The sequence below is a fragment of the Flavobacterium sp. ASW18X genome, assembly GCF_005144745.1.
Classification (GTDB): domain Bacteria; phylum Bacteroidota; class Bacteroidia; order Flavobacteriales; family Flavobacteriaceae; genus Croceivirga.
Window position 1 is genome coordinate 1 of record NZ_SWKK01000003.1, and the last position, 24,517, is coordinate 24,517.

A 24,517-nucleotide genomic window follows, 5' to 3' on the forward strand; every position below is an offset into this window, starting at 1 on the left:
CTAATTAGCTAAAGGCTGTAAAATACGTAAGGCAACATCTACGTTGGTAATCCGATCCATGGTTAAAAGAAGGCGTAAACCGTTTCGGGTTTCTTTTTCTTTTAGCTTTACTTTATTAGGATTGGTCTGCACATATTGCAAAACGCGGGTAAAGGCACTGGTTTGGTAAAAATCGGATTGCTGGTCGGCAAGAAAGTAACCCACAAATTTACCTTTTTTCATCACTACCTTTTCCAAGCCAATTTTGTTGGCAATCCATTTTACGCGTACGGAGTTTAAAAGGTCAACCGCTTCGTCTGGTAGCTCGCCAAAACGGTCTTTTAGTTGTTGTTCAAATTGCTGTAATTCGGTTTCGTTGGTGGTTTCGTTTAACTTGGTGTACAAGTTTAAACGCTCCGTAATGTTATTGATATACTCGTCTGGGAATAACAACTGAAAATCGGTATCCAAAGTAGTTTCTTTAACATAGACTTTTTTACGGTCGTTCCCTTCCACTTCGTCGTACAACTCCTTAAACTCGTTTTCTTTTAATTCATCTATAGCTTCAGAAAGAATTTTTTGGTAGGTTTCAAAACCAATTTCGTTGATAAAACCGCTTTGTTCACCACCCAATAAATCGCCAGCTCCACGGATTTCTAAATCCTTCATGGCAATATTAAAACCACTTCCCAAATCCGTAAACTGCTCCAAGGCTTCAATACGTTTACGGGCTTCTGGTGTCATGGACTCATATGGAGGGGTAATAAAATAACAGAAGGCTTTTTTATTGCTTCGCCCCACACGACCACGCATTTGGTGCAAATCACTCAATCCAAAATTATTGGCATTGTGGATAAATATGGTGTTTGCATTGGGTACATCTAACCCACTTTCAATTATGGTTGTAGACACCAATACATCAAACTCACCGTTCATAAAAGAAATCATGAGTTCTTCTAGTTTTTTACCGTCCATTTGCCCATGGCCAATGCCAATTTTAGCATCGGGTACCAGCCGTTGTAGCATACCTGCTACTTCTTTTATATTTTCTATTCGGTTGTGGATAAAAAATACTTGTCCGCCGCGAGAAATCTCGTAAGAAACCGCATCCCTTATTACTTCTTCGTTTAGACCAATAACCCTACTTTCTATAGGATAACGGTTGGGGGGTGGTGTAGTAATTACAGACAAATCCCTAGCTGCCATTAAACTGAACTGCAAGGTTCTTGGTATAGGTGTCGCCGTTAGGGTAAGAACATCTACATTTTCTTTTATCGCCTTTAATTTATCTTTTACGGCTACACCAAATTTTTGTTCCTCATCAACAATAAGTAGTCCTAAATCTTTAAATTTTACGTTCTTGTTCACCAATTGGTGCGTGCCAATAATAATGTCTACTTGGCCAGCTTCTAGGCGTTCTAAAACGTCTCTTTTTTCTTTGGTGGTTCTAAATCGGTTTAAATAGTCTATGGTAACCGGAAACTCTTCTAGTCGTTTTCTAAAGGTCTTGGCATGCTGAAAAGCCAAAATGGTTGTAGGCACCAAAACAGCAACTTGTTTGCCATTGTCCACAGCCTTAAAAGCGGCTCTAATGGCAACTTCGGTTTTTCCAAAGCCTACATCCCCACAAATAAGGCGGTCCATAGGACGCTCACTCTCCATGTCCTTTTTAAAGTCCTCCGTAGCTTTTGCCTGGTCCGGTGTATCCTCGTAAATAAAAGAAGCCTCTAGCTCGTGCTGTAGATAGCTATCTGGCGCATATTGAAACCCTTTTTCCGTACGTCTTTTGGCGTATAGTTTTATAAGGTTAAAGGCAATGTGTTTAACCCTACTTTTGGTTTTTTGCTTCAGTTTTTTCCAAGCAGCAGAACCTAACTTAAATACTTTGGGCGGCGCACCATCTTTACCGTTGTATTTGCTTATTTTATGTAGGGAGTGTATGCTAACGTAGAGTATGTCTCTATCGCCGTAAATAAGTTTTATGGCTTCTTGCTTTTTGCCTTCTACATCTATTTTTTGTAAACCGCCAAATTTACCTATACCGTGGTCTATATGCGTTACATAATCGCCCACTTCTAATTTGGTGAGTTCTTTTAAAGAGATGGCCTGTTTTTTAGAATAGCCATTCTTTAGGTGAAATTTATGGTAACGTTCAAAAACCTGATGGTCTGTATAACAAGCTAGTTTTAGTTCTTGGTCTATAAAGCCATTGAATATTGGAGTCACTACTGCTTGGTAGTGCACCTTTTCTTCCATGTCTTTAAAAATATCTTCAAAACGCTTGGCTTGCTGCTCCGTTGCGCAGAAAATAAAATTAACAAAACCGTCTTTATGGTTTTGGTTCAGGTTATTGATGAGCAGTTCAAACTTTTTATTAAAGGTAGGCTGCGGCTTATTTTGAAACTGAATAATATCCGTCTGTTCGGTATCCTTGGCATTTAATTGGCCCAATTGAACCAGATTAAATTGATGCAATTGTTCCTGTAACAATGCACTGCTGGCAAAAAGTTCATCGGGTGTTGCGCGTTTAACCTCGTTGCCTAGTTTATTGAAACTTTCTTCCGCACGTTCAAAATTTTCGTTAATCCGATTGTACACCAAAGGCAGGTCTTTGGCAAAAATCACCGTATTGTTAGCTATGTATTTTAGAAAGCTTTGTCTGCTTTCTTGTAAGGTTTTGTTCTCTACGTTCGGGATAATGGTAATTTTATTCACCTTATCCGTAGACAATTGTGTTTCTACATCAAACGTACGGATGCTATCTACCTCGTCTCCAAAAAATTCTAGTCGGTACGGTTTATCATGGCTAAAAGAAAAGACATCTACAATACCCCCACGTACAGAGAATTCTCCCGGCTCTGTAACAAAGTCTACACGTTTAAATTTGTATTCAAATAGTACTTCGTTTAAAAAATCTAACGATAAGGTATCGTCCAACTTAATTTTGAGCGTACTTTTTTCCAGTTCTTTCCGGGTTACCACTTTTTCAAAAAGGGCATCGGCATAGGTAACAATCAATGCAGGTTTCTTACGAGAGTTTATCCGGTTTAGCACCTCTGCTCTCAAAAGTACATTGGCATTGTCCGTTTCTTCTATTTGATAGGGCCTACGGTAGCTGCCTGGATAGAAAAGTACATCCTTATCGCCTAGTAATTGTTCTAAATCGTTAAGTACATAGGCGGCCTCTTCCTTATCGCTCAGCAACACCAAAAATGGTTTCTCAGCGGTTTTAAACGTATTTGCTAAGGCAAATGAGAGTGAAGAACCTACCAGGCCTTGAACGGTAGTTTTTAAGGGCGATGCAGAATCTTGGGCAATAGTGTTTTGCAGTTTCCTAAGGGTAGGAGACTGTTCAAATAGCTGAAGTACGGACGCTTTGGTCAATCCTGTAATTTTTTTTGAGTTGCAAAGATACGCATCGTTCCTAAATCGATGCCATCCATTTTTGATGGAAATGCGTTAGTCCTTGACGCTAAAAATGAACACCTTGCCAAAATTCTCTTTTTGTAAATTTAAAAGAGACCAATACTTTTTATATGGAAGCCAAGAAGTTTAATGTTTTTGTAATAGGAAGTGGCATTGCGGGGCAAACCGTGGCTACTAGTTGTGCCGAAGTTGGCCTTAAGGTGGCCATTGCCGATAAGCGAGCGTTTGGAGGGACTTGTGCCAATAGGGGGTGCGACCCTAAAAAGGTGCTACTAGCTGCTACCGAAGCACTACAGCAAACAGCGCAATTAAAGGGTATTGGCTTAGAAGGTAAAATGGAAATCAACTGGAAAAAGCTACAGAAATTTAAGCGTACATTTACTAAATCTGTACCCAAAGCCACTGAAAAAAAACTACTAGAAGCGGGTATAACGCTGTACCACCAATCGCCTAAATTTCTAGATAGAAATACGTTATCCGTAGAGGGTAAGATGATTAAGGCAGACCATATTGTAATTGCAACCGGTTTGGAACCTGTGAATTTGCCTATAAACGGGAGTAAACACTTAAAAACTAGTGACGACTTCCTAAATCTTAAAACACTCCCAGAAAAACTGGTATTTATAGGCGGTGGCTATGTTGGGATGGAGTTTGCGCATATAGCCGCCAGAGCAGGGGCAAAAGTAACGGTCATAGATTCTGGAGATTTGCCTTTAAAGGGTTTTGACCAAGACTTAGTTGGGCGCTTAGTAGCATATTCTAAAACTTTGGGAATTGAATTTATTATGAATGCTAAGGCAAGTGCCATAAAAAAACTGAAAAAAAATTACAAAGTATTCTACGAACAAGGCGATAAAAAGCATCATTTAAAAACCGCTATGGTCTTTAATACGGCAGGCAGAGTGCCAGCGTTAAAAGCCTTAGACTTAGAAAAAGGGCGGGTAGATTTTAATGCGAATGGTATAGAAGTAAACACCTTTTTACAGAGTAAAAGCAATGATTTGGTGTATGCCTGTGGCGATGTAGCAGATAGTAACCTGCCTCTAACGCCATTATCGGGGAGGGAAGGCTATGTGGTAGCAGAAAACATTATTAATACCAGCAAAAAACGTATAAATGTGCCAGTTATTCCTTCTGCAGTATTTACCCTACCAAACTTAGCTTCTGTGGGTTATAGTGAGGAAGAAGCAAAAAAGCGTTATAAAAATGTAATTGTAAAGTCTGGCGATGCTAGCAGTTGGTTTAATGCCAAACGATGGAACGCGCCAGTATACGCCTATAAAATTTTGTTGAATGAACGTACAGGGGAAATTGTGGGCGCGCACCTATTGGGTCCGGATGTAGGTGAGACCATTAATACTTTTGCCTTGGCCATAAACCATAAAATGACGGAAGACGATTTACAGGGCACTATATTCTCTTACCCATCTTGGGTGTACGATACCAAAAGTATGGTGTAGTTATTTTAAGCCCCAACGCTCTTTGCATTTTTCCACAGGGCTTGTGGCTCTATTTTTATAAGCGTGGATTCCTGTAGCAATAAATAAAACAATGGCCCCGCCCAGAGCGGTAAATGCTACACTTGGAAGAGCGGTTTTATGGCGAATGTAAATAGCTGCCAACGCCCAAACCCCTACCAGTGCAAACTCGCGCATGTTTCGTTTTAGGATGATGAGTAGGTTGATGAGTACCGCGGCAACAATCATCACAATAGTCCATGTTGCTTCAGAAAGTGGGCCACCGGTCCAACCCAATTTGGTTAAGTAGGCCGATACGTTGGCAATCGTTGCCACGGTTATCCAACCAGAATACAAACATATGGGCCACCACACAAAAGCGATAATTTCTATGGGAGCATCCCAGCATTCCATATCCGTATTTCGTATTATTTGAATCAAGGAGACCAAAATTCCAAGCATGATGAGTACGGAAAGTCCAACAAAATCATAACTAAAAGCAACCACCCAACTGGCATTTAAAATGTTAGTTAGAGCGAACCAAAAGCCGGTTTGTAGGATAAATTCGTCTGTTTTTTTACTGAAAAATGCGCGTCTAACCTGAAAAGCAGCATAACCAATTAAGCTTAAGAAGATGAGTCCCCAAATGGAAAATGCATAACCTGCAGGTGTAAAAAGATTATCGTATTGGGCACTAACCTCACCAATAGTGGTATTGTTTAAACGGTAAATTTGAGAAAGCGCATTTACCAAAAGCACCAGTACTACAGATAATGCATTTATGATTGTTAGTCGTTTTACCATTTGTGCCAGTTTAGTTGGGAAAATTAAGCAAATGGTACTGGTTTGTTGGTCTGGATTGCTATAAAAAGGCGTTCTTTTGGCTATACCTTAATCACTTGTTGGTCTGCCAACACAAAAACTTCGTCTTCTGGTTGGGGTGTCAAAACATACGTTCCTGTAAACTCCCCAAATGCAGGTAAAATAAGTTGTTTGTCCGTTTTATAAAAGCAGGGCAGTTTTAGATGCTGCCGGCCAAACCCCTTTAGTTTAACCGCAGGGTGTATGTGGCCACAAAAGTTATAGTGGCCTTCTTTTTCTTCTGGATGATGCGCCAATAGAAAGCCATCCGTTAGTATCTCTTCATGCAATTCAATATGTAAAGCCTCAAATTTTTCTGGGGCAATAATGTCGTGGTTTCCGGTAATTAGGGTGATTTTAGCCGGAGTCTTTGCGACCCAATTCTCAAATAACAACCACTCTTTGTTTAAAGAAGAGTGGAACAAATCCCCCAAAAAACAAATTTCAAAAGGCTGAAATGTTTGGATGACTTCATCTAGCATTACATAATTCTGATGCACTGCTTGTTTGGGTACTGCTGCACCAAATTTTCTAAAATGCGATACCTTTCCAAGATGCACATCGCTAATAAATAAGCACGATTTTTCTTGCCAGAAAAGCGCTCCATAAGGGTGTAAGGTAAAGTTTTGATTTAAAATAGTAATCTTCATTAAGCAACTGCAAGAATCCAGATGGCAAAGATACGAGCCAAAAAAAGAACGCCCAGCATAATGCCGGGCGTTACTTAGTATCTGGAAAGTGTGTATGCTATTCTTTAATCAGTTTAATGCTTTCTACTACCTCGCTACCTTCATAAAGGTTTAAAAAGTAGATGCCTTTATAGAGGTAATTTAAGTATAGTTTTTGACTTTGACATCCTTTTCTTATCCAAGTTCGGTATACCACACGTCCGTAGCTATTAAAAACAACTGCATAGTATCGTTCTTGAGTAGGTGTGCTAAAATTAATTTCGGTATAGGAGTTAAACGGATTTGGACTCGCGGTAATTACTTGCGCTACTGGGGGTACATTCTCACAACTACCCAAAGTAGCTCCTTTTTCCAATAAACGTGCTGCTGCTCTTTTGGAAACACAAAGGCTTCTGCCTTTAAAACAAACAGTAACTTTAGGGTTTCTGTAATTGTTGCCACAACTTACATCTTCTACGGTTACCGTAATATCTTTTATGGTTTCGCAACCATTGGCATCGGTAACCGTTACGCTATACGTGGTGGTTTCTTCTGGGCAAACATGTATTTGCTCTGTAGTTTCACCTGTATTCCACAGGTAGTTGTAGGGTGCAGTGCCACCCATAGTTTCTAGCACGCTAAGGGTAGTACAATTGGCATTATCATATCCAACAAAAACCTTAACATCTTCAGAAGTAATTACGTCTATAGCCGCTGGCTCCATTAATGTAAAACTAGCACTCACGCTTGCAGAAAGCGCATCGGTAATGGTAACGGTATAATCACCAGCTTCCAAACCAGAAACACTTGGGGTACTAGCGCCATTACTCCATACATAGGTATACGGAGCTGCACCGCCAGAAATGCTAACACTGGCCGTTCCATCAGCTTTTCCAAAACAACTAATGTCCGTACTAGCCAATTGCTCCAAACTTAGTGGTTTAATCAGCATGCGTACAGAAACAGGAAAATGGTCCGATGCGGTACTGGTATAATCACCGTCATAAAATTCGTAATGCACCCGAGCAGATTGGTCAATGTAATTAGGTGCTATCTCGTTAGACACCAAAATATGGTCTATCATATTTTCCCTAAACGCGTAAGACCTAAAACCTTGTTCGCTTAAAACATCCGTAAGTACATCAAAGTTGGTAGCATCTGCTACGTAGGCCTCGTAACTAGAAAGGGTAGTGTTAATATCATCTGCAACCGTTTCGTCTACATCATCATTAAAATCGCCCAAAAGAACCAAGTTGTTCGTAGGGTAATATTGATTTAAGCTATCGCGAAGCATCTCAACATCATACTTACGCATATCGTAACGTTCTTGAGGACCATTACTGCTATTCGCTCTTGCGTGTAACACGATAAAATCATAAGGAACTTGGGTGCTATCGATAGTTACTTGGGTAGACATCATAAACGGTAAACGCCCACTGGCATAGAAACGGTCTGGAGTACTAGGATAATCGGTCAAGAACGATGTGTCTCCACCATTGTAATACGGATGTACACTTTCTAACAACACCTTGGTATCCGTAATGCTTACCGTACCATTCTTATAAATAAAACCTACTTTCTGTTGGTTGCCCGATGTATCGTCTGGATAAGAAACGGCAGGAGAAAGCACATAACTGTATCCTTCTAATTCGTTCACCATGGTGGTAAATAAAGCTTCGTCTGCAATCTCTTGTACGGCTAAAACGTCTGGGTTTAATTGCTGAATAATTGTTTTAACGCTGTCTTTTTGTATGGCGTCCGAGTTTGGGTTGCCCGCCGCTGGCGAATTGCTGTCATCTCCAAACCATTCTATATTCCACGTAGTGATTTCTAGTGTACTAGCAGGGTCTACTGGTATTGGTAAAGGTGGATTCTCATACGGTTGCGCACAAGCCAAATCTGTGCGTTGTCTTGGTAATAATTGGTAGAAGTCGCGGAATTTACCAACTACTCCAATAACTTCTCCGCAATTTTCTGGTTGTGCCAAACCTACAAGTTCAGTTACGTCATTGTCTATTCGCATTTCACCCGTACCACTTGCATCTGTAAGTTGGTAATTGCTATTACCGAACAACAAATCGTTTGGTCTAGGGAAGGTAACATTGTTAATTTTTACCAGCTGTCCATCGTATGCTCCTAATTGGTCTAGGGTTATCGTTGCCGGAATAATGGGTTGGTTAGGGGTGCCGTTTGCACTCACTGAAGTAACCGGCCCTAATTGCAGTTGTTCGTTAAAAGAACTACGTACCGCGGTAACGGTAATGCTGTCCCCAACCTGGAATAGCCCCTCGCCATGAACTTGAGGGTCAAAAATGGCAATACCCGCAGTAGTATCTTGTAGGTATGCAGAACCACCAAATTCGTCCGATACGGTTAATACGCCAGTAACGGTAACCAAGGTGCCCTCTGCGGCATTTCGCGCTTCGCTAATAGTAATTACGTCAGGATTTTCGTCCACTCCACCATCACCACCAGCGTAGGTTTTAACGGGGTAAGGTACGCTTGCTGTGGCATTGGTAGTGGTGCCATCTAGAGCGTTGGTGCCACTAAAACTCCAATCGGTTAAAACAAAAGAACCGTTATTTAATGTGCCTGTGTTACGGTAGGCCCATCCATCCAGATATTCCCAAGCTTGTCCTGTGCCATCTGTATTGCTATCCCCAAAAACATCTATAATTTCATTGTTGTAAAAAAGTTCAACGGCATCATCCCCATTAATGGCTAAGGCTCCAGAAGTAAAATCTGGTGCAAAGCCCAAGTAAGCGGTAAAATTATCGGTTTCAGAAGCTACGTAAATGTATGTTCCTGCGGCTACGCTCACGGCCGGAAAGGTAAATTCTACTCCATCCGTACCGCCACCATTGTTGGCAGAGCCAACACCATAGCTACTTAAATCAGCAATGGTATTTCTTACATACAATTCCATAGCTTTTGGCGTTCCACCAGAAAGTGGGCCATCTATAACCCCAGTAATCAATAAATCGGGTCCAAAAGCTTTTGTTGGGAATGGTGCAGTGGCAGTGGCATTATCTGTGCTGCCATCTAGAGCATCCGTTCCAGAGAATATCCAGTTGCTGGGGTCAAAAGATCCACCATTAGCTATGCTATTGTCTTTACGATAGGCCCAGCCGTCTACATGGTCCCAAGCTGTTCCTGTTCCATCGGTATTAATATCCCCAAAAACGTCTATGATATTACCATTTAAAAATAGTTCCACGGCGTCGTCACCATTAATTCCCATTGCACCAGTGGTGTAGTCGGGTTCAAATCCAAAAAAGCTGGTAAAACCATCCGTTTCTGAAGCAACATAGATAAACGTGCCAGCAGCTACTGGAACCGCATCAAATGTAAATTCTTGTCCGTCTGTACCACCACCGTTGTTGGCTGAACCCAAACCATAGGTAGATAGATCATCAATAGCAGCCGTAGCATATAATTCTACGCCTTTTGGTACACCGCCAGAAAGCGGCCCGTCAAAAACGCCTGTAATAATAAGATTTGCACTAATTGTGCTGTCAGATTGGGTTTTAGCAGTAGTAGTTACTCCAGTAGAATACTCAAAACTGTCGGAAACCGACCAAATTTTGTAGTAGTACGATGAATTAGGTATTAAACCTGCATGATTAAAACTACTGTTATTGCCAGAAAGTAAAATGGTACTACCATCGCTTAATTGTTCTCCCGGTACATAAGGAATACCTTCTTCTGGGCTAGCAGTAATTGGGGCAGTAGTAGAAAATACCAATAAAATATTATCGTTATTTGGATTCAATGCCCATGTTAAATCTATAGCAGTAGTGCTATTGGCCAAGCTGTTAAAATTAGTAGGATTGGCAATGATATCTACTTGACCGCCTCCAAAGGTTGCGGTTGGGAAAGGCACTGGCGCATTGGCATTACTCGTTTGTCCATCTAAGGCATTGGGACCACTGTAGGTCCAATTGTCCAATACAAAGGTTGCTCCATCTGGGCCGGTATCACTTTTACGATACGCCCAACCATCTAAGTACTCCCAAGGTTGCCCAGTTCCGTCTGTGTTGATGTCGCCAAAAGTATCAATTACCGTGCCTTGGTAGTACAATTCTATAGCATCATCTCCATTTATATTCGCTGAACTATCTACGTAATCTGGAGTAAAGCCAAAAAAGGAAGCAAATTGTACCTCTTCTGAAGCAATATAAATAAAAGAACCCGCTGTTACACTTGTCACCGGAAAAACAAATTCTTCACCGTCCGTGCCACCGCCATTATTGGCAGAGCCAAGACCGTAAAAACTTAGATTGGCAATATCATTAACGGCATAAAGTTCTACCGCTTTTGGTAGTCCGCCGCTGAGAGGACCATCTATAACTCCAGTAATTCTTAGGTCTTGAGCAAGGCCGCTAAAACCAAAAAAGAGGATTGCTAAAAATAGTAGCGCGTAATTTTTTTTCATATAGTGGGTTTAAGAATAAAAAAACGCTCAAAGGTGCGGTGTTTTTATGATGTAGAGGCGTGTTAAAAATTAAGGTTAGGTTAACAATTTTAACACATAGGCGAACCGTTATTTGGTAAGCATGCGAGTCATACGCTTAATACGGTCTGCCAGTTTTTCTGAAGACAGTTTTTCTCGTAATCGGTCTGTGATGATAGGAAAAGAAAAAGGAGTAGGTTTTTCGCAATTTTTCCAAATAATGTTTTGCTGCGCGATGCGTTCCAGCGCTAATCGCAAACGGCCTTCTTCCAATTGATGTTCAAAAGTCTCGGTAAAAGCCTGTTGAAACAACAAGTTATCTGGCTCATAATCCCGAAAAACATCGAATAACAATTGTGAACTGCTTTGTAGGTGCTTCATTTTTACGCCTTTCTCTGGATAGCCTGTAAAAACCATTCCGCTGATTACCGCAATATCACGAAACTTGCGCCTTGCCATTTCGTTACTGTTCAGGCTCTTTTGTAAATCGGCCAATAGGTAATCCGTAGTAAACAAATCGTTGTCCAGTACGGCTTGTATGTCAATAGGTTTATCGCTCAACATCTCAAAACCATAATCGTTAAAGGCCAAAGAAGCGGTAATTGGACTTAATAGGCTTATACGATACGAAAGTAGGCTGCTCATCGCCTCATGTACCGCACGACCCTCGAACGGATAAAAAATATGATGATACCCGTCTCGCGTTTTAAAGGTTTCAATGAGAAATTCGTCCGGTTTGGGCACAATGCTTTCTTGGCGCTGCTTATTAAAAATAGGTTGTAAAGCCTTTAGTTCTTCACTAATAAGTTTCCCCTCTCCTTTGGGGAGGGGGCTAGGGGGTGGGGCTTTATAGAGTTCCTGGCGTAGCAATTCGGACATTTGGGCACTAAAGCTTAGTCTACCGCCCATCCAACTGGGTACTTTGTTGGTTTTTTTATTGGAATTTCGAACGTGGGCCTGCATGCCTTTGATACGGATGAACTCCAAGTTTCTTCCCGCAAAAGTAAATACATCGCCCTGCGTTAATTTCGAAATAAAATATTCTTCAATAGAACCAATATACCTTCCTTTTTGGTATCTAACACTTATGGTAGCATCCCCTACTATGGTCCCAATTTGAAACCGATGCCGCATAGCTACACCGCGATTGTTCACTTTAAACTTGCCGTCTGCTTCCACTTCCACTTTTTTGTACTCGTCATAGCTGCTCAGACTTTGGCTGCCCATGACCAAAAAATTTAGGAGCCATTGCCACTGGTCTTCCGTAATTCCTTGATAGCAAAAGGTCTGCTGAATTTCAGGATAGATTTCTTCTGGGTAAAAACCATCCGAAACTGCTAAAGTGGTGAGGTATTGCAATAACACATCATAACTGTTGAGGTAGGGTAGGCGGTCTTCCACCGCATTTTCCTTAACAGCCACCTGCAAGGCAGAAGCTTCTATCAATTCCATGGCATGTGTAGGCAAAAAGTGGATAACACTCTCTTTTCCGGGTCGGTGCCCACTACGCCCTGCACGTTGTAAAAAGCGAGCTACCCCCTTGGGGCCACCAATTTGGATTACCGTTTCTACTGGAGCAAAATCTACACCTAAATCCAAACTAGAAGTACACACCACGGCCTTTAAGCTTTCGTTACGAATGGCCTGTTCTACCCACAAGCGTGTTTCCTTGTTTACACTGCCATGGTGCATGGCCATTTCCCCTGCGAATTCCGGATACTTTTCCAAGATTTTCTGAAACCAAATTTCGCACTGGCTACGGGTGTTGGTGAATAGTAAAGTGGTCTTGCTGTTGTTGATGATGGGGACCACTTCGTCTAACAAATGCAAGCCTAAATGCCCACGCCACGGAAAGGTTTCCATGGTTTTTGGGATGATGCTTTTTACGGTAATTTTCTTTTGTAGGTTGGCGCGTACCATGACGGAATTTTCCAGTTCTGGACTTGTGGGTCCCAGTAACACCTGTCTGGCCTGTTCTAGATTACCAATGGTTGCCGAAATGCCCCAGATACGTAAATCATTGCAGATGGTTTTGAGTCGGCTAAGACCCAGTTCCATTTGTATACCACGTTTTGTACCCAAAAGTTCGTGCCACTCATCTACCACAATGGCAGAACAGTTTTTAAAGACTTTTTTATAATCCTTGGAAGAGAGCAATAATTGTAAACTTTCTGGTGTGGTAATGAGCAAATCTGGCATGGCAGTGCGTTGCTTGGCGCGCTCCTTGGTGCTGGTATCTCCTGTGCGGATGCCTACCGTCATTTTGGTGCCTAAATCTTCCGTAATGCGTTCTGCGGATTGTTTTATTTCTTGGGAAAGGGCTCGTAATGGTGTTATCCAAATAGCTTTTAACCCCTTTTTGTGTTTGTTCTTGTAATCAGGATTTTGTTTGATGTAGTTGAGAACGATGGGGAACCAAAGTGCGTAGGTTTTTCCGCTGCCTGTGGGCGCATTGAGCAGTCCGTGTTTGCCCGCCAAAAAGGCTTTCCAGGTCTCCTTTTGAAACGGAAAGGGTTTCCAACCTTGCTGCTGAAACCAATCTTGGGCTATATGGAATAATTCTTTTTGGGTCATACATTGCGAGGAGCGAAGCGACGAAGCAACCCTTCTTTTTTACTGAGCGAAGCGACGAAGCAATCCTTCTTTTTTACTGAGCGAAGCGACGAAGCAATCCCTCTTTTTTACTGAGCGAAGCGACGAAGCAATCCCTCTTTTTTACTGAGCGAAGCGACGAAGCAATCCCTCTTTTTTACTAAGCGAAGCAATGGCTTACTCTTCACTATCTCTCCATTCTAAAGCTAAATCGTTCCACTTTGGGTTTATCGAATTTATTAAATCTATTTTTCGTTTTCGGTTTCCTGCTTTAAGTTGTTTTTCTCTTGCAAATGCATCTTTAACAATATCAAACTTTTCAAAATATACTAGCCAGGTACAATTGTATCGTTTGCTGAATGCGTTTTTGTATTTTCCATTTTTATGTTCACTAATTCTCCGTTGTAAGTCAGTTGTTGCGCCAACATACAAAACGGTCTTATTTTTATTTGTCAAGATGTAACAATACCCAGGCATTAATAGCTATTTGTTAATATTTAAACAGATTCCTTCGCTTTGCTCGGAATTACGTCTCGTAATCAGCTTATTTGACTTATCCCTCCCCATTCGGAATCAAAGCTTTTAAATCTTCTAAGCTGTTTGCTTCTTCAATTTTCTTGTCTTGCCGCCAGCGTAAAATTCTTGGGAACCTTGTAGCAACACCGCTTTTGTGTCTTTTGGATAGGGCTATGCCTTCAAAGGCAATCTCAAAAACATGATATGGGGTTACGCTGCGTACCGGTCCAAAGCGTTCCAAGGTGTTTTTCTTTATCCAAGCGTCTACTTTTCGGAATTCGGTATCTGTAAGCCCAGAGTAGGCTTTTGCAAAAGTGACCAGCTCTTTTTCGCCATCTTCATTTTCGTCCCAAAGAGCAAAGGTGTAATCTGTGAACAGGTTACTACGCCTCCCATGGCCACGCATGGCATAAGTAAGTACGGCATCTATGGTTAATGGGTCTACCTTCCATTTCCACCAGTCGCCCTTTTTACGGCCTACCAAATAGGGCGAATCGTTCTTCTTCAGCATAAGGCCTTCACTGTGTTTTTCTCTCGAGGTCTCCCGTTCTGCGGCTACTTCTTCCCATGAATTAAATGCCATTTTTTGGGATAGCAATAAAGGTACACCGTTAGCTGAGGTTGCTTGACTATACAGTTGTTCTAGGAGCTTTCGCCTTTCTAAATAGGGCAATTCCCTACAATCTTTACCTTTCCATTCCAACAAATCATAAGCCTTTAAAATAACAGGAGTTTTTTTAAGCAACGCCTTGGATACTGTCTTGCGTCCTATACGGGTTTGCAAATCGTTAAACGTACCAATTTCTCCATTGGGATAGGGTAGAATTTCACCGTCTAGAACAGTGCCGTTAGGGATAACTCCCACAAACGCTTCAAACTCTGGATATTTATCCGTTACCAATTCTTCGCCACGGCTCCAAACAAACAATTCATTGTTGCGAAGAATAACCTGGGAACGAATACCATCCCATTTGTGTTCAAAAGACCATTGGGTAACATCGCCTAAATCCTTGGGCTCATCTTCCAAGGCATATGCCAAATAGAAAGGATAGGGTTTGGAAAGGAAATCGCTTGCCTTTTCTTCCAATACCAAATCTTGAAAACTAATGGTATTCGGGTCCCAATTTCCCATTAGTTTGTAGGCAAGGATATCTTCGTCTATACCAGTAGCCTTGGCCAAGGCTCGGGTCATTAATTTTTGGCTTACCCCAATGCGGAAGCCCCCGGTAATCAGTTTGGTAAATACAAAGCGACCGTAATAATCTAATTGTTTCCAATTGGCGAAGAGGTAGGCTTTTTTATCAGCATCTTCCTGTTTTTTGAGCCAAATCATTTCTTGCAAAAACTGGGTCAATGATTTGTCGGTTGCGGTTTCGTCTTGAGGTACGACCAAGGCAATGGTTTCTGCCAAATCACCAACAATATGATAGCTTTCCTCAAAAAGCCACAGTGGAATATTCGCAAGTTCAGAAGCCCATTCGCGCAACAAAGTAGTGTTTACCGGGCGTGGAGGCCTTCTATGAGACAATATGGCGATGGTCCACACCTTGTCTTGGTCTGTAGCGGTAGCAAAATAATTAGCCAAGGCCGCTACTTTTACATTGGTCTTGTTGGTGCCGTCCAAGGTTTTTATAAGTTGGGAGAACTGCTTCATGCCGATTCTTGGGTTTCGGGTTCTGCATTCACTTCAGCATTTTCTCCTTCAAACTGTGTAGCTTCTGTACGGGCGTCGTAACCCAAGTCGCGCAAGTACTTAGAAAAAATATCTGTATAACCGTGGGTACAAATTACCTTGTCTGCTCCTGTGTCCTTAATTGCCTTGAGCAATGATGGCCAATCGCAATGATCGCTCAATACAAAACCTTTGTCTATGGCGCGTCTGCGGCGTGCACCCCTAAAGGCCATCCAACCACTGGCAGAAGCGGTAACAAAGGGAACCATTTTACGTATCCACGTACTGCCGTGTGCAGAAGGCGGCGCTAGCACCAAATTGCCTTTTATGGCTTCCTTTTTGGTGTCTCTTGTAATCAGTTCCGTTTCTGGAAAATCCACTAATGGGCGTAATACTTCTGTCATATTCTCAATGGCACCATGGGTATAAATTTTGCCAATGCTGGGGTCTAGATGCTTTAGCAGGCGTTGTGCCTTGCCCAATGAATAACCGAATAAAATAGAGGTTTGACCGTTGGCTTTGTTCTGGGCCCACCAGTTGTTAATATCTGTGAATACTTCGGTTTGTGGCCGCCATAAAAAAGCGGGTAGGCCAAAGGTACATTCGGTAATAAAACTATGGCATTTTACGGATTCGTAAGGTGTAGCTACCCCATCGTCCTCTAATTTATAGTCCCCCGTAAATACCCAGATTTCTCCTTTGTGCTCTACTTTTATCTGGGAAGAACCAATGATGTGTCCTGCAGGGTAAAAGGTGAATTTTACATTATTTATGGTAAAGGGTTGTCCCCAGTTTACACCAGAAACATTTATATCTCCTAGCCGGTGTTTTATAATGGGAACGTTGCTGTTGTGTGTTATGTATTGTTGGTGTCCCCAGCGGCTATGGTCTGCATGGCCATGGGTTATCAAGGCTTTGTCTACCGGTTTCCAAGGGTCTAAATACACCTTTGCCGGATGGCAGTATATGCCTCGGTTCGTAAATTCCAATAAGGGTTTTTTCATAGCAGTGTGAATTTACGAATTCTTTCTAGCATTTCGTACTGTGGCATTTATCCATAAAAACTATATTTGCGGAACAAAAATTTGAAGATGCCAATTATAGATTTATACGAGCACGGAGAAAGAAGAAAAGAAGTGGCACACTTTGCTACTTTGGCTAGTTTAGCTGCCGTGGATGGAGAAATAAATCCAAAAGAAAAAGCTATTTTAGATAAGTTCGCTTTTAGATTGCATATTAGCGAAGAAGAATATGCGGAAATTCTTAAAAAGGAAAATAAATATCCTATTGAAACGCCACATAGCGCTGAGAAAAGATTAAAGCGTTTGTTCGATTTCTTTAAAATCATCTTTTCTGATCATGAAATAGATGAGGCAGAATTAAAGATGGTTAAACGTTACGCTTTAGGACTTGGATTTCCTTCTGATAAAGCAGAAAGCATCATCCAGAAATCCATTAAAATTTTCTCTGGTAACATTCCTTTTGAGGATTACCAATATTTAGTAGAGAAAAAATAATATACTACTTAGTTAAGGTCGAAGAAACTCTTCGGCCTTTTCTACCATATTTTTACTGCCACAGAAAAACGGTACCCGTTGGTGTAGTTCTGTTGGTTCTATATCCATAATTCTTTGCGTGCCATCACTTGCTTTGCCATTGGCTTGTTCTGCTAAAAAAGCCATAGGATTACACTCATACAACAAACGTAATTTTCCGTTTTTAGCTTTGCTGGTTTGTGGGTACATATAAATACCACCTTTTATCATATTACGATGAAAATCTGATACCAAAGAACCTATATATCTAGAAGTATACGGTCTGTCTCCTTCTTCTTTTTGGCAATACTTAATATAATCTTTTACCCCTTGCGGAAAGTGTACATAATTGCCCTCGTTTACAGAATAAATGTTGCCATCTTCTGGAAATTGCATGTTTGGGTGACTTAAATAAAAGGTGCCCAATGCAGGGTTTAAAGTAAAACCATTTACGCCATGCCCAGTTGTATACACGTACATGGTAGAGGTGCCATAAATAATGTAGCCTGCAGCAATTTGCTTGTTGCCTGGCTGTAAGAAGTCTTCCATGGTCACTGGTGTACCTACCGGCGTAACCCGGCGGTATATAGAAAAAATAGTACCCACGGAAACGTTTACATCTATGTTAGAAGAACCATCTAAAGGATCTATAAGAACTACATATTTGTTTTGGTGATTTTCATCAAAGCTATTTATGGTGATAAAGTCATCTTCTTCTTCGGAGGCTATACCACAAACAATTTCCCTGTTTTTTAGGGTTTGTATAAACTTATCGTTTGCAAGAACATCTAATTTCTGTTGGTCTTCTCCTTGCACGTTGGTTTCCCCAGCAGCTCCTGTAATATCTACTAGTCCAGCTTTATTTACCTCATGGTTTACTACTTTGGCTGCTAGTCGGATACCATTTAAAAGTCTAGAAAGCTCCCCAGAGGTATATTTAAAATTATTTTGATTGGCGATGATGAATTCGCCCATGGTCATATTTTTAGCTTCGGACATGGATGTGTGTTATTTGAGGGCAAATATCGAACATTTTGTGAAACTACAACGATTTCGAGAAGGCTTAATTGGTGTGTATTATAACTTATTGTTTTATTTGCAACAAGATGGAAATAAAAATACGAATAGCAGAAAAAAAGGACGTCGAAAGTATGTATCGACTAATTAAAGAATTGGCTTTGTTTGAAAAAGAACCCGATGCGGTGAAGATTTCTGAGGCCGATTTGGAAAAGGCAGGTTTTGGGGCTCAACCACTTTACCATTGCTTTGTTGCTGAAGCTGAAGAGCAAATAATAGGGATGGCTTTAGTGTACCCAAGATACTCCACTTGGCAAGGTCCTGTTATTCATTTAGAGGACCTTATTGTAACACAAAGTTATCGCGGTAAAGGTTTAGGTTCAAAGTTGCTAGATGCAGTAGTTGCTTATGGTAAAGAGCAAGGCGTTAGGCGTATAAGTTGGGAGGTGCTAGACTGGAATGAGCCTGCAATTAAATTTTACGAGAGTAAAGGAGCCAATGTAATGCGAGATTGGGATGTAGTACAATTGGACCAAAAGGGAATTGAAAATTATTTAACGTATAAAGGGTAAAACCTTAAAAAGGACATATGAGGATTTTTAAGTTTGGTGGCGCATCTGTTAAAGATGCAGCAGGGGTAAAGAATGTAGTAAATGTCTTAAAGGAAGTTGGGCATAAAAATACCTTGTTGGTTATATCTGCCATGGGTAAAACTACCAATGCTATGGAGCGTGTGGTAAATGGTTATTTTAAGGACAAAGCGGATATGGAAATGGCCATATCTGAGTTGGTAGAATACCACAAAGAAATTTTAAATGATTTGTTTGAAGCCCGTAACCATGAGGTGCATCATAAGGTAAATCAGTTAATAGAAGAGTTTAAAGGATTTTTAATCTGGAATAAATCTCCCAAATATGCCTTTGTTTATGATCAAGTGGTGGGCTATGGAGAACTAATTTCTACTACCATTGTAAGTGCTTATTTAAATGAGGTTGGTCTAACCAATACGTGGTTAGACGTTCGTGAATTAATAAAAACAGATAACAGTTATAGAGACGCCCAAGTAGATTGGGAAAAAACTGAAGCAGCGGTAAAAACAACTGTGGATAAGTCTAAGTTAAACATTGCCCAAGGTTTTTTAGGAAGCGATGAAAATAATTTTACCACTACCTTAGGTAGAGAGGGATCTGATTATACTGCTGCTATTTTAGCCTATTGTTTAGATGCAGAATCTGTTACCATTTGGAAAGACGTTCCAGGGGTTTTGAATGCTGATCCAAGACATTTTACAGAAACTCAATTATTAAATAAAATCAATTATAGAGAGGCCATAGAATTGGCGTTTTACGGTGCATCTGTAATACACCCTAAAACTTTACAGCCTTTGCAGCGTAAAGAAATTCCATTACACGTTAAGTCTTTTATCAACCCAAAAGAAAAAGGGACTACCGTAGGTAAAGGGGTTAAAATTGAGCCAGAAGTGCCTTGTTTTATCGTAAAGAAAAATCAGGTTTTACTAAAACTTTCGTCTTTAGATTTCTCTTTTATTGTGGAAAATAATATTAGCGAGATTTTTAAGCTTTTTCATGAGCACCGGCTTAAAGTGGATATGATTCAAAACTCTGCCATCAGTTTTTCAGTATGTTTAGATAATAAGTTCGGCGGTCTATCGTCATTATTGCCAGAACTAGAGAAAAAATTTAAAGTGATGTGTTATGAAGAGGTATCTCTATACACCGTGAGGCACTTTACAGAAGAAGCAGTGAAATCCGTATTAAATGGCTACGAGGTACTTGTAGAGCAACGCGGTAAACAAACCACACAATTAGTGGTAAAATAAAGCAAAGCACACCTAGATGCACTGGTATTTTTCTATATTTACTCTTTACTAAACAGAGTAGATGGGGCTGGTAAGCGCAAAAGAAGTTGCACAAGTACTGAACTTAGAAAAATACGGAATCTTTGGAACCTTCGTAGGCTGGCTATTGATGCTGGTAACCCGTATTACAACCATTAATAGGTTTTATGACAACCATAAGGAATTAGATGCTCCAGAATTTTTAGATAAAATTCTGGAGCATTATGAGATTAACTTTGAAATAGTAGAAGAAGACTTAAAACGTTTGCCTAAAGACGGGCCTTTCATTACTATTTCTAACCACCCGCTTGGAGGCATAGATGGTGTGTTATTGCTAAAACTTTTGCTTGGTCAGCGAGCAGATTTTAAAATTATTGCCAATTTTTTACTGCATAGAATAGAGCCTATAAAGCCTTATATTATGCCTGTTAACCCTTTTGAAAGTCATAAAGATGCTAAAAGTAGTGTCGCCGGTTTTAAAAATGCTTTAGCCCACTTAAGAAATGGACATCCATTGGGAATATTTCCAGCAGGAGAAGTATCTACCTACAGAGATGGTAAATTGGTGGTAGACAAACCATGGGAAGAAGCTGCTTTAAAATTAATACGGAAAGCCGAAGTACCTGTGGTGCCTATTTACTTTCATGCCAAGAATAGCCGGTTGTTTTATAGGTTGTCCAAGATTGATGATGTTTTTCGTACAGCTAAATTGCCTTCGGAAGTAACAACTCAAAATCGTAGACCTATAAAAGTCCGTATTGGGAAGCCCATTTCTGTGGCCACCCAAAAAGATGAGCCTACATTAGAAAGTTTTACCGAATTGCTGCGAAAGAAAACGTATTTATTGGCGAATGCTTTTGAAAAAGAGCGATTTATAGATAAAGTGCCTTCGTCTTTAAAAATACCTAAACCACCTAAAAAAATAGTTTCTGCTGTACGTACGGAAGTTATACAGGGCGAAATTGAAAAGCTGCGCGAAAAAGATTTAAGGCTTTTACAAAGTAAAAATTACGAAGTTTTTTTAGCGCAAGAAAAAGATATGCCCTTTATCCTAAAGGAAATTGGAAGGCAGCGCGAAGTTACGTTTAGAGCCATTGGTGAGGGGACCAACAACGCCATAGATTTAGACCATTTTGATACCTATTACCATCATTTGTTTCTTTGGGACGATGACCAAAAAGAAATTGTTGGAGCTTACCGCATGGGCTTGGGTTCAGAGATATTTAAGAACCATGGAATAGACGGTTTTTATTTGCAAGATTTATTCCGATTTGAGCCAGAATTATATCCCATGATGCGCGAAAGCATAGAAATGGGTAGAGCTTATATTGTTGCGGAATACCAGCAAAAACCCATGCCTTTATTTTTATTATGGAAAGGAATAGTGCATACCACACTCCGTTTTCCAGAGCATAAGTATTTAATTGGTGGCGTAAGTATCAGTAATCAGTTTTCTAACTTTTCTAAATCCTTGATGATAGAGTTTATGAAATCGCATTACTGGGATCCATATGTAGCCCAATATGTGCGCCCAAAAAAAGAATTTAAGGTGAAGTTGAAGGACGCGGATAAAGAATTCGTTTTTGATGAAACTCAGGCCGACTTAAATAAGTTTGATAAGCTAATAGAAGAGGTAGAACCAGGTAGTCTAAGGTTGCCCGTATTGATAAAAAAATATATTAAGCAAAATGCTAGAGTGGTAGCGTTTAATGTAGATCCCTTGTTTAATAACTCTGTAGATGGGTTAATGTATATCAAAATTGCAGATTTGCCAGAAAGTACTGTAAAGCCTGTGATGGAAGAATTCCAAGCAGAATTGGAACGCAAACATGCAGAGGCTTTACAGCAGCAACAAGGTCTAATGACTGAAGAAGAGGAGTAGATTACTTTAAAGCTTCTTCAAACACAAATTTTAACTCCGTTGCAATTTGCACGCTCCTTGCTAAATAAGTAGCGTCTTGCTCAGGGGTTCCATCAGATACCTTTGGGTCTTCAAAAGTGATTGGAAATCTTTTTTCTGCTCCCGCTACAAAAGGGCATCCTTGGTCTGCAGAAGAACATGTCATGATTGCTCCAAACCCATTTGCTGGATTAAAGTCATGATCATAACGTTTAGAGAATCCGATGACAGCTGGTTCATTTTCGTGAAATTTCACCGCGTATACTGGATTATCTTCTTTGGATAAAACTTGAATTTGAAACCCTTGATTAGTAAGTGTTTCTGCAACTTTAGGGAATAGCGCCGTTGCTTCGGTACCTCCAGAATAGCAATATAACTGCTTTACATTAAAATAATGGCCTATAGTTTGTGCCCAAATTTGGGACAAATGACTGCGTCTAGAATTATGGGTGCATATAAAATTTAGTAGTATAGGCTGGTCTTCATTTATTTTGCTTTTCAAGTATTGGGCCAAAGGCATTAAAATGGTTTTTCGTTCTTCTGTTATGCTCGCCGTATTTATTTGAGCAAGCGTTTCTTTTAAATTGGGATAAAGGTTGTTTGTATTCATGTGTCTATTTATTGTCCTATAATTTTGCTACGTCTTTCTAAAAGTAAATTATCTACCCAGATACCTTCTTTGGTTTGGGCAATACGCTCTCTTGTTCCCAAATGTCTGAATCCACAAGTTATATGTAAGGTTACACTAGCTTTGTTTTGTGGAAAAATACCAGATTGTAAGGTCCAGTAACCGTTATCTTCACTGTCTAAAATTAATTGTTGTAGTAACTGCTTGCCTATACCTTTACCTCTAGCATTAGATGCAATATAGATACTAACTTCTGCAACACCTCCATAAACACACCTACTAGATACGGGGCTTAATGCAGCCCAGCCAATGAGATGGTTGGCCTCAGTAGCAACCCATCGGCAATTCTTTAAATGCCCAGCATCCCAATCTTCGTAAGAAGGTACATTGGTCTCAAAGGTTGCTATACCGGTGGCAATGCCTTCTGCATAAATTTTAGAAACGGTAGGCCAATCTTTTGCTAGCATGTACCTAAGTTGCATACTGGTATAATTTATTTATTGCAATATTACGATGAAAGTATGAATTAAAAAAGACCAGTAGGTTAACTGGTCTTTAAATGTATGCTTTAGAACCAAGGTTTTCTACCTACTTGATAGGTGTTGTAGAACTCCTCATCTGACTTGGTTAAATAGATGATACCTTCTACTAAACCAATTAATCCTACTATGGATGTAGGTATTCCACAAAGGAACCAACCCACCACACCAATAGCGGCCATGATAATTCCTTCTTTTTGATACCCTAAGATGAACTTGTGAACACCTAACCACCCTAATACTATAGCTAAAATTCCAGCAAGTATTTTTTTATTCTCAGCGTTACCTGCATCTTTTAAACCTTCTGCGAATTCGTTAGCAGTTTTTTTAGCGCCTTCACTAAAGTCTTTAGCGCCATCTTTTACATCTTCTGCAGCCTCTTTGGCCGCGTCTTTTGCTTTGTCAAAAGCTTCTTCAGCTTTATCTCCTAAGTCTTTGTTTTCTTCCGACATGGTTTATTGTATTGTTGGTTATCTAGGATTAAAAGTAGCAAATAAATTAATACTAAAGAAAAGCTTTATCAATAGGCTCCCAAAGTTCTATTTTATTGCCTTCTGGGTCTAGTATCCAACCAAACTTACCGTACTCAAATTCTTCTATTTTATCAATAACTGTAACACCTTCCTCTTTTAAAGTAGCCAGCAATTCTTTAAGGTTCTCTACTCTAAAATTTATCATGAACGGCTTTTTACTTGGTTCAAAATAGTCGGTATCCTTATTCATGGGACCCCATTGGGTAAGCGCATCGTTACCCTCCTTATCTTTCCACCAGAAGCTGCAGCCATATTGGTCCGTATTTAAGCCTAAATGTTTATTGTACCAACTTTTTACCTTATCGGGGTCATCGCACTTAAAAAAGAATCCGCCTATACCAGTAACACGTTTTTTCATGATTGCTAAAATATGTATGCCCTTTAGAGCCAAGGTTTTAATGATTCATTGAAATATACGCAATTATCGTTTTACGTTTTCTTCATAAAGAGTAATCCATTCGTTAACACTCATTTTTGCTGCTAGCTGGGCCATTAAATTGAACGGAATTTGATTCATTCTTTTAAAACGAATACAACTTTTACCCATATCTAGTTTTGTCTTAACATGCTTTGGATATTCCGCTACAAACCAATCTAGCAACATTTTATCCGCATATATACCGGAGTGATATAGGGCGACAAAATTTTTCTGTGATGCAATATTAATAAATGGTAAAGGTAGTTTTGGGGCACAATGATAACCCTCTGGGTAAACAGAATGGGGAACATAAAACCCAATCATTTTATAAGAAATACCCTCTTCAAAACCTGGAGGCAAATGTTCCTTAATGGTATCCCGTAATTGTGTTATAGCTTCTTTGCGTTCTTCAGGAAGTTGAGATAGGTATTCTTCTACCGTTTTAGCTTCAGCGGCCATATAGCG

General features: G+C 40.2%; 19 protein-coding genes. 5 read left to right on the plus strand and 14 right to left on the minus strand.

The genetic code is table 11. From position 1 onward, the window contains the following. A complete protein-coding gene (gene mfd / locus FBT53_RS01010; protein WP_136949315.1) occupies positions 1-3,363 on the minus strand; it encodes a transcription-repair coupling factor in 3,363 nt (1,120 codons plus the stop codon). Positions 3,364-3,515: 152 nt separating this feature from the next. Here mfd and FBT53_RS01015 point away from each other — a divergent pair, with 152 nt between their 5' ends. Next, on the plus strand, positions 3,516-4,865 hold the full coding sequence (locus FBT53_RS01015; protein WP_136949316.1) for an NAD(P)/FAD-dependent oxidoreductase: 1,350 nt from the start codon (positions 3,516-3,518) through the stop codon (positions 4,863-4,865). Here the strand turns inward: FBT53_RS01015 and FBT53_RS01020 are convergent, their stop codons facing one another. From FBT53_RS01020 to FBT53_RS01050, 7 genes are all read right to left on the minus strand, one after another. Beyond that, a complete protein-coding gene (locus tag FBT53_RS01020; RefSeq protein WP_136949317.1) occupies positions 4,866-5,666 on the minus strand; it encodes a tryptophan-rich sensory protein in 801 nt (266 codons plus the stop codon). 80 nt (positions 5,667-5,746) lie between these two features. Then, positions 5,747-6,373, minus strand: a complete 627-nt coding sequence (pdeM, locus tag FBT53_RS01025) for a ligase-associated DNA damage response endonuclease PdeM (protein WP_136949318.1) — start codon at positions 6,371-6,373, stop codon at positions 5,747-5,749. Positions 6,374-6,470: 97 nt separating this feature from the next. Next, positions 6,471-10,826: an endonuclease/exonuclease/phosphatase family protein gene (locus tag FBT53_RS01030; protein ID WP_136949319.1), complete on the minus strand. Its 4,356-nt coding sequence runs from the start codon at positions 10,824-10,826 to the stop codon at positions 6,471-6,473. A gap of 108 nt (positions 10,827-10,934) precedes the next feature. Further along, positions 10,935-13,418 (minus strand): ligase-associated DNA damage response DEXH box helicase, encoded by a 2,484-nt coding sequence (locus tag FBT53_RS01035; protein WP_136949320.1) that lies wholly within the window; start codon positions 13,416-13,418, stop codon positions 10,935-10,937. A gap of 195 nt (positions 13,419-13,613) precedes the next feature. Beyond that, positions 13,614-13,913 carry a GIY-YIG nuclease family protein gene (locus tag FBT53_RS01040; RefSeq protein WP_136949321.1) on the minus strand — a complete coding sequence of 100 codons (300 nt, stop codon included), beginning with the start codon at positions 13,911-13,913 and terminating at the stop codon, positions 13,614-13,616. A 76-nt stretch (positions 13,914-13,989) separates the two neighbouring features. Further along, complete coding sequence (locus FBT53_RS01045; RefSeq protein ID WP_136949322.1) at positions 13,990-15,606, minus strand: ATP-dependent DNA ligase; 1,617 nt, start codon at positions 15,604-15,606, stop codon at positions 13,990-13,992. Further along, positions 15,603-16,628: a ligase-associated DNA damage response exonuclease gene (locus tag FBT53_RS01050; protein WP_136949323.1), complete on the minus strand. Its 1,026-nt coding sequence runs from the start codon at positions 16,626-16,628 to the stop codon at positions 15,603-15,605. The genes FBT53_RS01045 and FBT53_RS01050 overlap by 4 nt, the downstream gene beginning before the upstream one ends. 87 nt (positions 16,629-16,715) lie before the next feature. Here FBT53_RS01050 and FBT53_RS01055 point away from each other — a divergent pair, with 87 nt between their 5' ends. Then, positions 16,716-17,141 (plus strand): TerB family tellurite resistance protein, encoded by a 426-nt coding sequence (locus FBT53_RS01055; RefSeq protein WP_136949324.1) that lies wholly within the window; start codon positions 16,716-16,718, stop codon positions 17,139-17,141. 12 nt (positions 17,142-17,153) lie between these two features. Here FBT53_RS01055 and fbp read toward each other — a convergent pair whose 3' ends face one another. Continuing rightward, a complete protein-coding gene (fbp, locus tag FBT53_RS01060; RefSeq protein ID WP_136949325.1) occupies positions 17,154-18,158 on the minus strand; it encodes a class 1 fructose-bisphosphatase in 1,005 nt (334 codons plus the stop codon). A 107-nt stretch (positions 18,159-18,265) separates the two neighbouring features. Between fbp and FBT53_RS01065 the strand changes: the two genes are divergently transcribed. The 3 genes from FBT53_RS01065 (at position 18,266) to FBT53_RS01075 (ending at position 21,916) form a co-directional block, all read left to right on the plus strand. Further along, the gene (locus FBT53_RS01065; protein WP_136949326.1) at positions 18,266-18,748 is read left to right on the plus strand and encodes a GNAT family N-acetyltransferase; all 483 of its coding nucleotides are present in this window, start codon (positions 18,266-18,268) and stop codon (positions 18,746-18,748) included. 17 nt (positions 18,749-18,765) lie between these two features. Next, complete coding sequence (locus tag FBT53_RS01070; protein ID WP_136949327.1) at positions 18,766-20,016, plus strand: aspartate kinase; 1,251 nt, start codon at positions 18,766-18,768, stop codon at positions 20,014-20,016. 61 nt (positions 20,017-20,077) lie between these two features. Further along, positions 20,078-21,916: a lysophospholipid acyltransferase family protein gene (locus FBT53_RS01075; protein ID WP_136949328.1), complete on the plus strand. Its 1,839-nt coding sequence runs from the start codon at positions 20,078-20,080 to the stop codon at positions 21,914-21,916. A 1-nt stretch (position 21,917) separates the two neighbouring features. On the opposite strand, the gene FBT53_RS01080 is transcribed toward FBT53_RS01075, so the two are convergent. The 5 genes from FBT53_RS01080 to FBT53_RS01100 form a co-directional block, all read right to left on the minus strand. After that, positions 21,918-22,544, minus strand: a complete 627-nt coding sequence (locus tag FBT53_RS01080; RefSeq protein ID WP_136949329.1) for a protein-tyrosine-phosphatase — start codon at positions 22,542-22,544, stop codon at positions 21,918-21,920. A gap of 8 nt (positions 22,545-22,552) precedes the next feature. Then, the gene (locus tag FBT53_RS01085) at positions 22,553-23,029 is read right to left on the minus strand and encodes a GNAT family N-acetyltransferase (protein ID WP_240729733.1); all 477 of its coding nucleotides are present in this window, start codon (positions 23,027-23,029) and stop codon (positions 22,553-22,555) included. Positions 23,030-23,130: 101 nt separating this feature from the next. Beyond that, the gene (locus tag FBT53_RS01090) at positions 23,131-23,553 is read right to left on the minus strand and encodes a TM2 domain-containing protein (protein ID WP_136949331.1); all 423 of its coding nucleotides are present in this window, start codon (positions 23,551-23,553) and stop codon (positions 23,131-23,133) included. A gap of 52 nt (positions 23,554-23,605) precedes the next feature. Beyond that, complete coding sequence (locus FBT53_RS01095; RefSeq protein ID WP_136949332.1) at positions 23,606-23,992, minus strand: VOC family protein; 387 nt, start codon at positions 23,990-23,992, stop codon at positions 23,606-23,608. 63 nt (positions 23,993-24,055) lie between these two features. Next, positions 24,056-24,511, minus strand: a complete 456-nt coding sequence (locus tag FBT53_RS01100) for a DUF1801 domain-containing protein (RefSeq protein WP_136949333.1) — start codon at positions 24,509-24,511, stop codon at positions 24,056-24,058. Between the last annotated feature and the right edge of the window lie 6 nt (positions 24,512-24,517).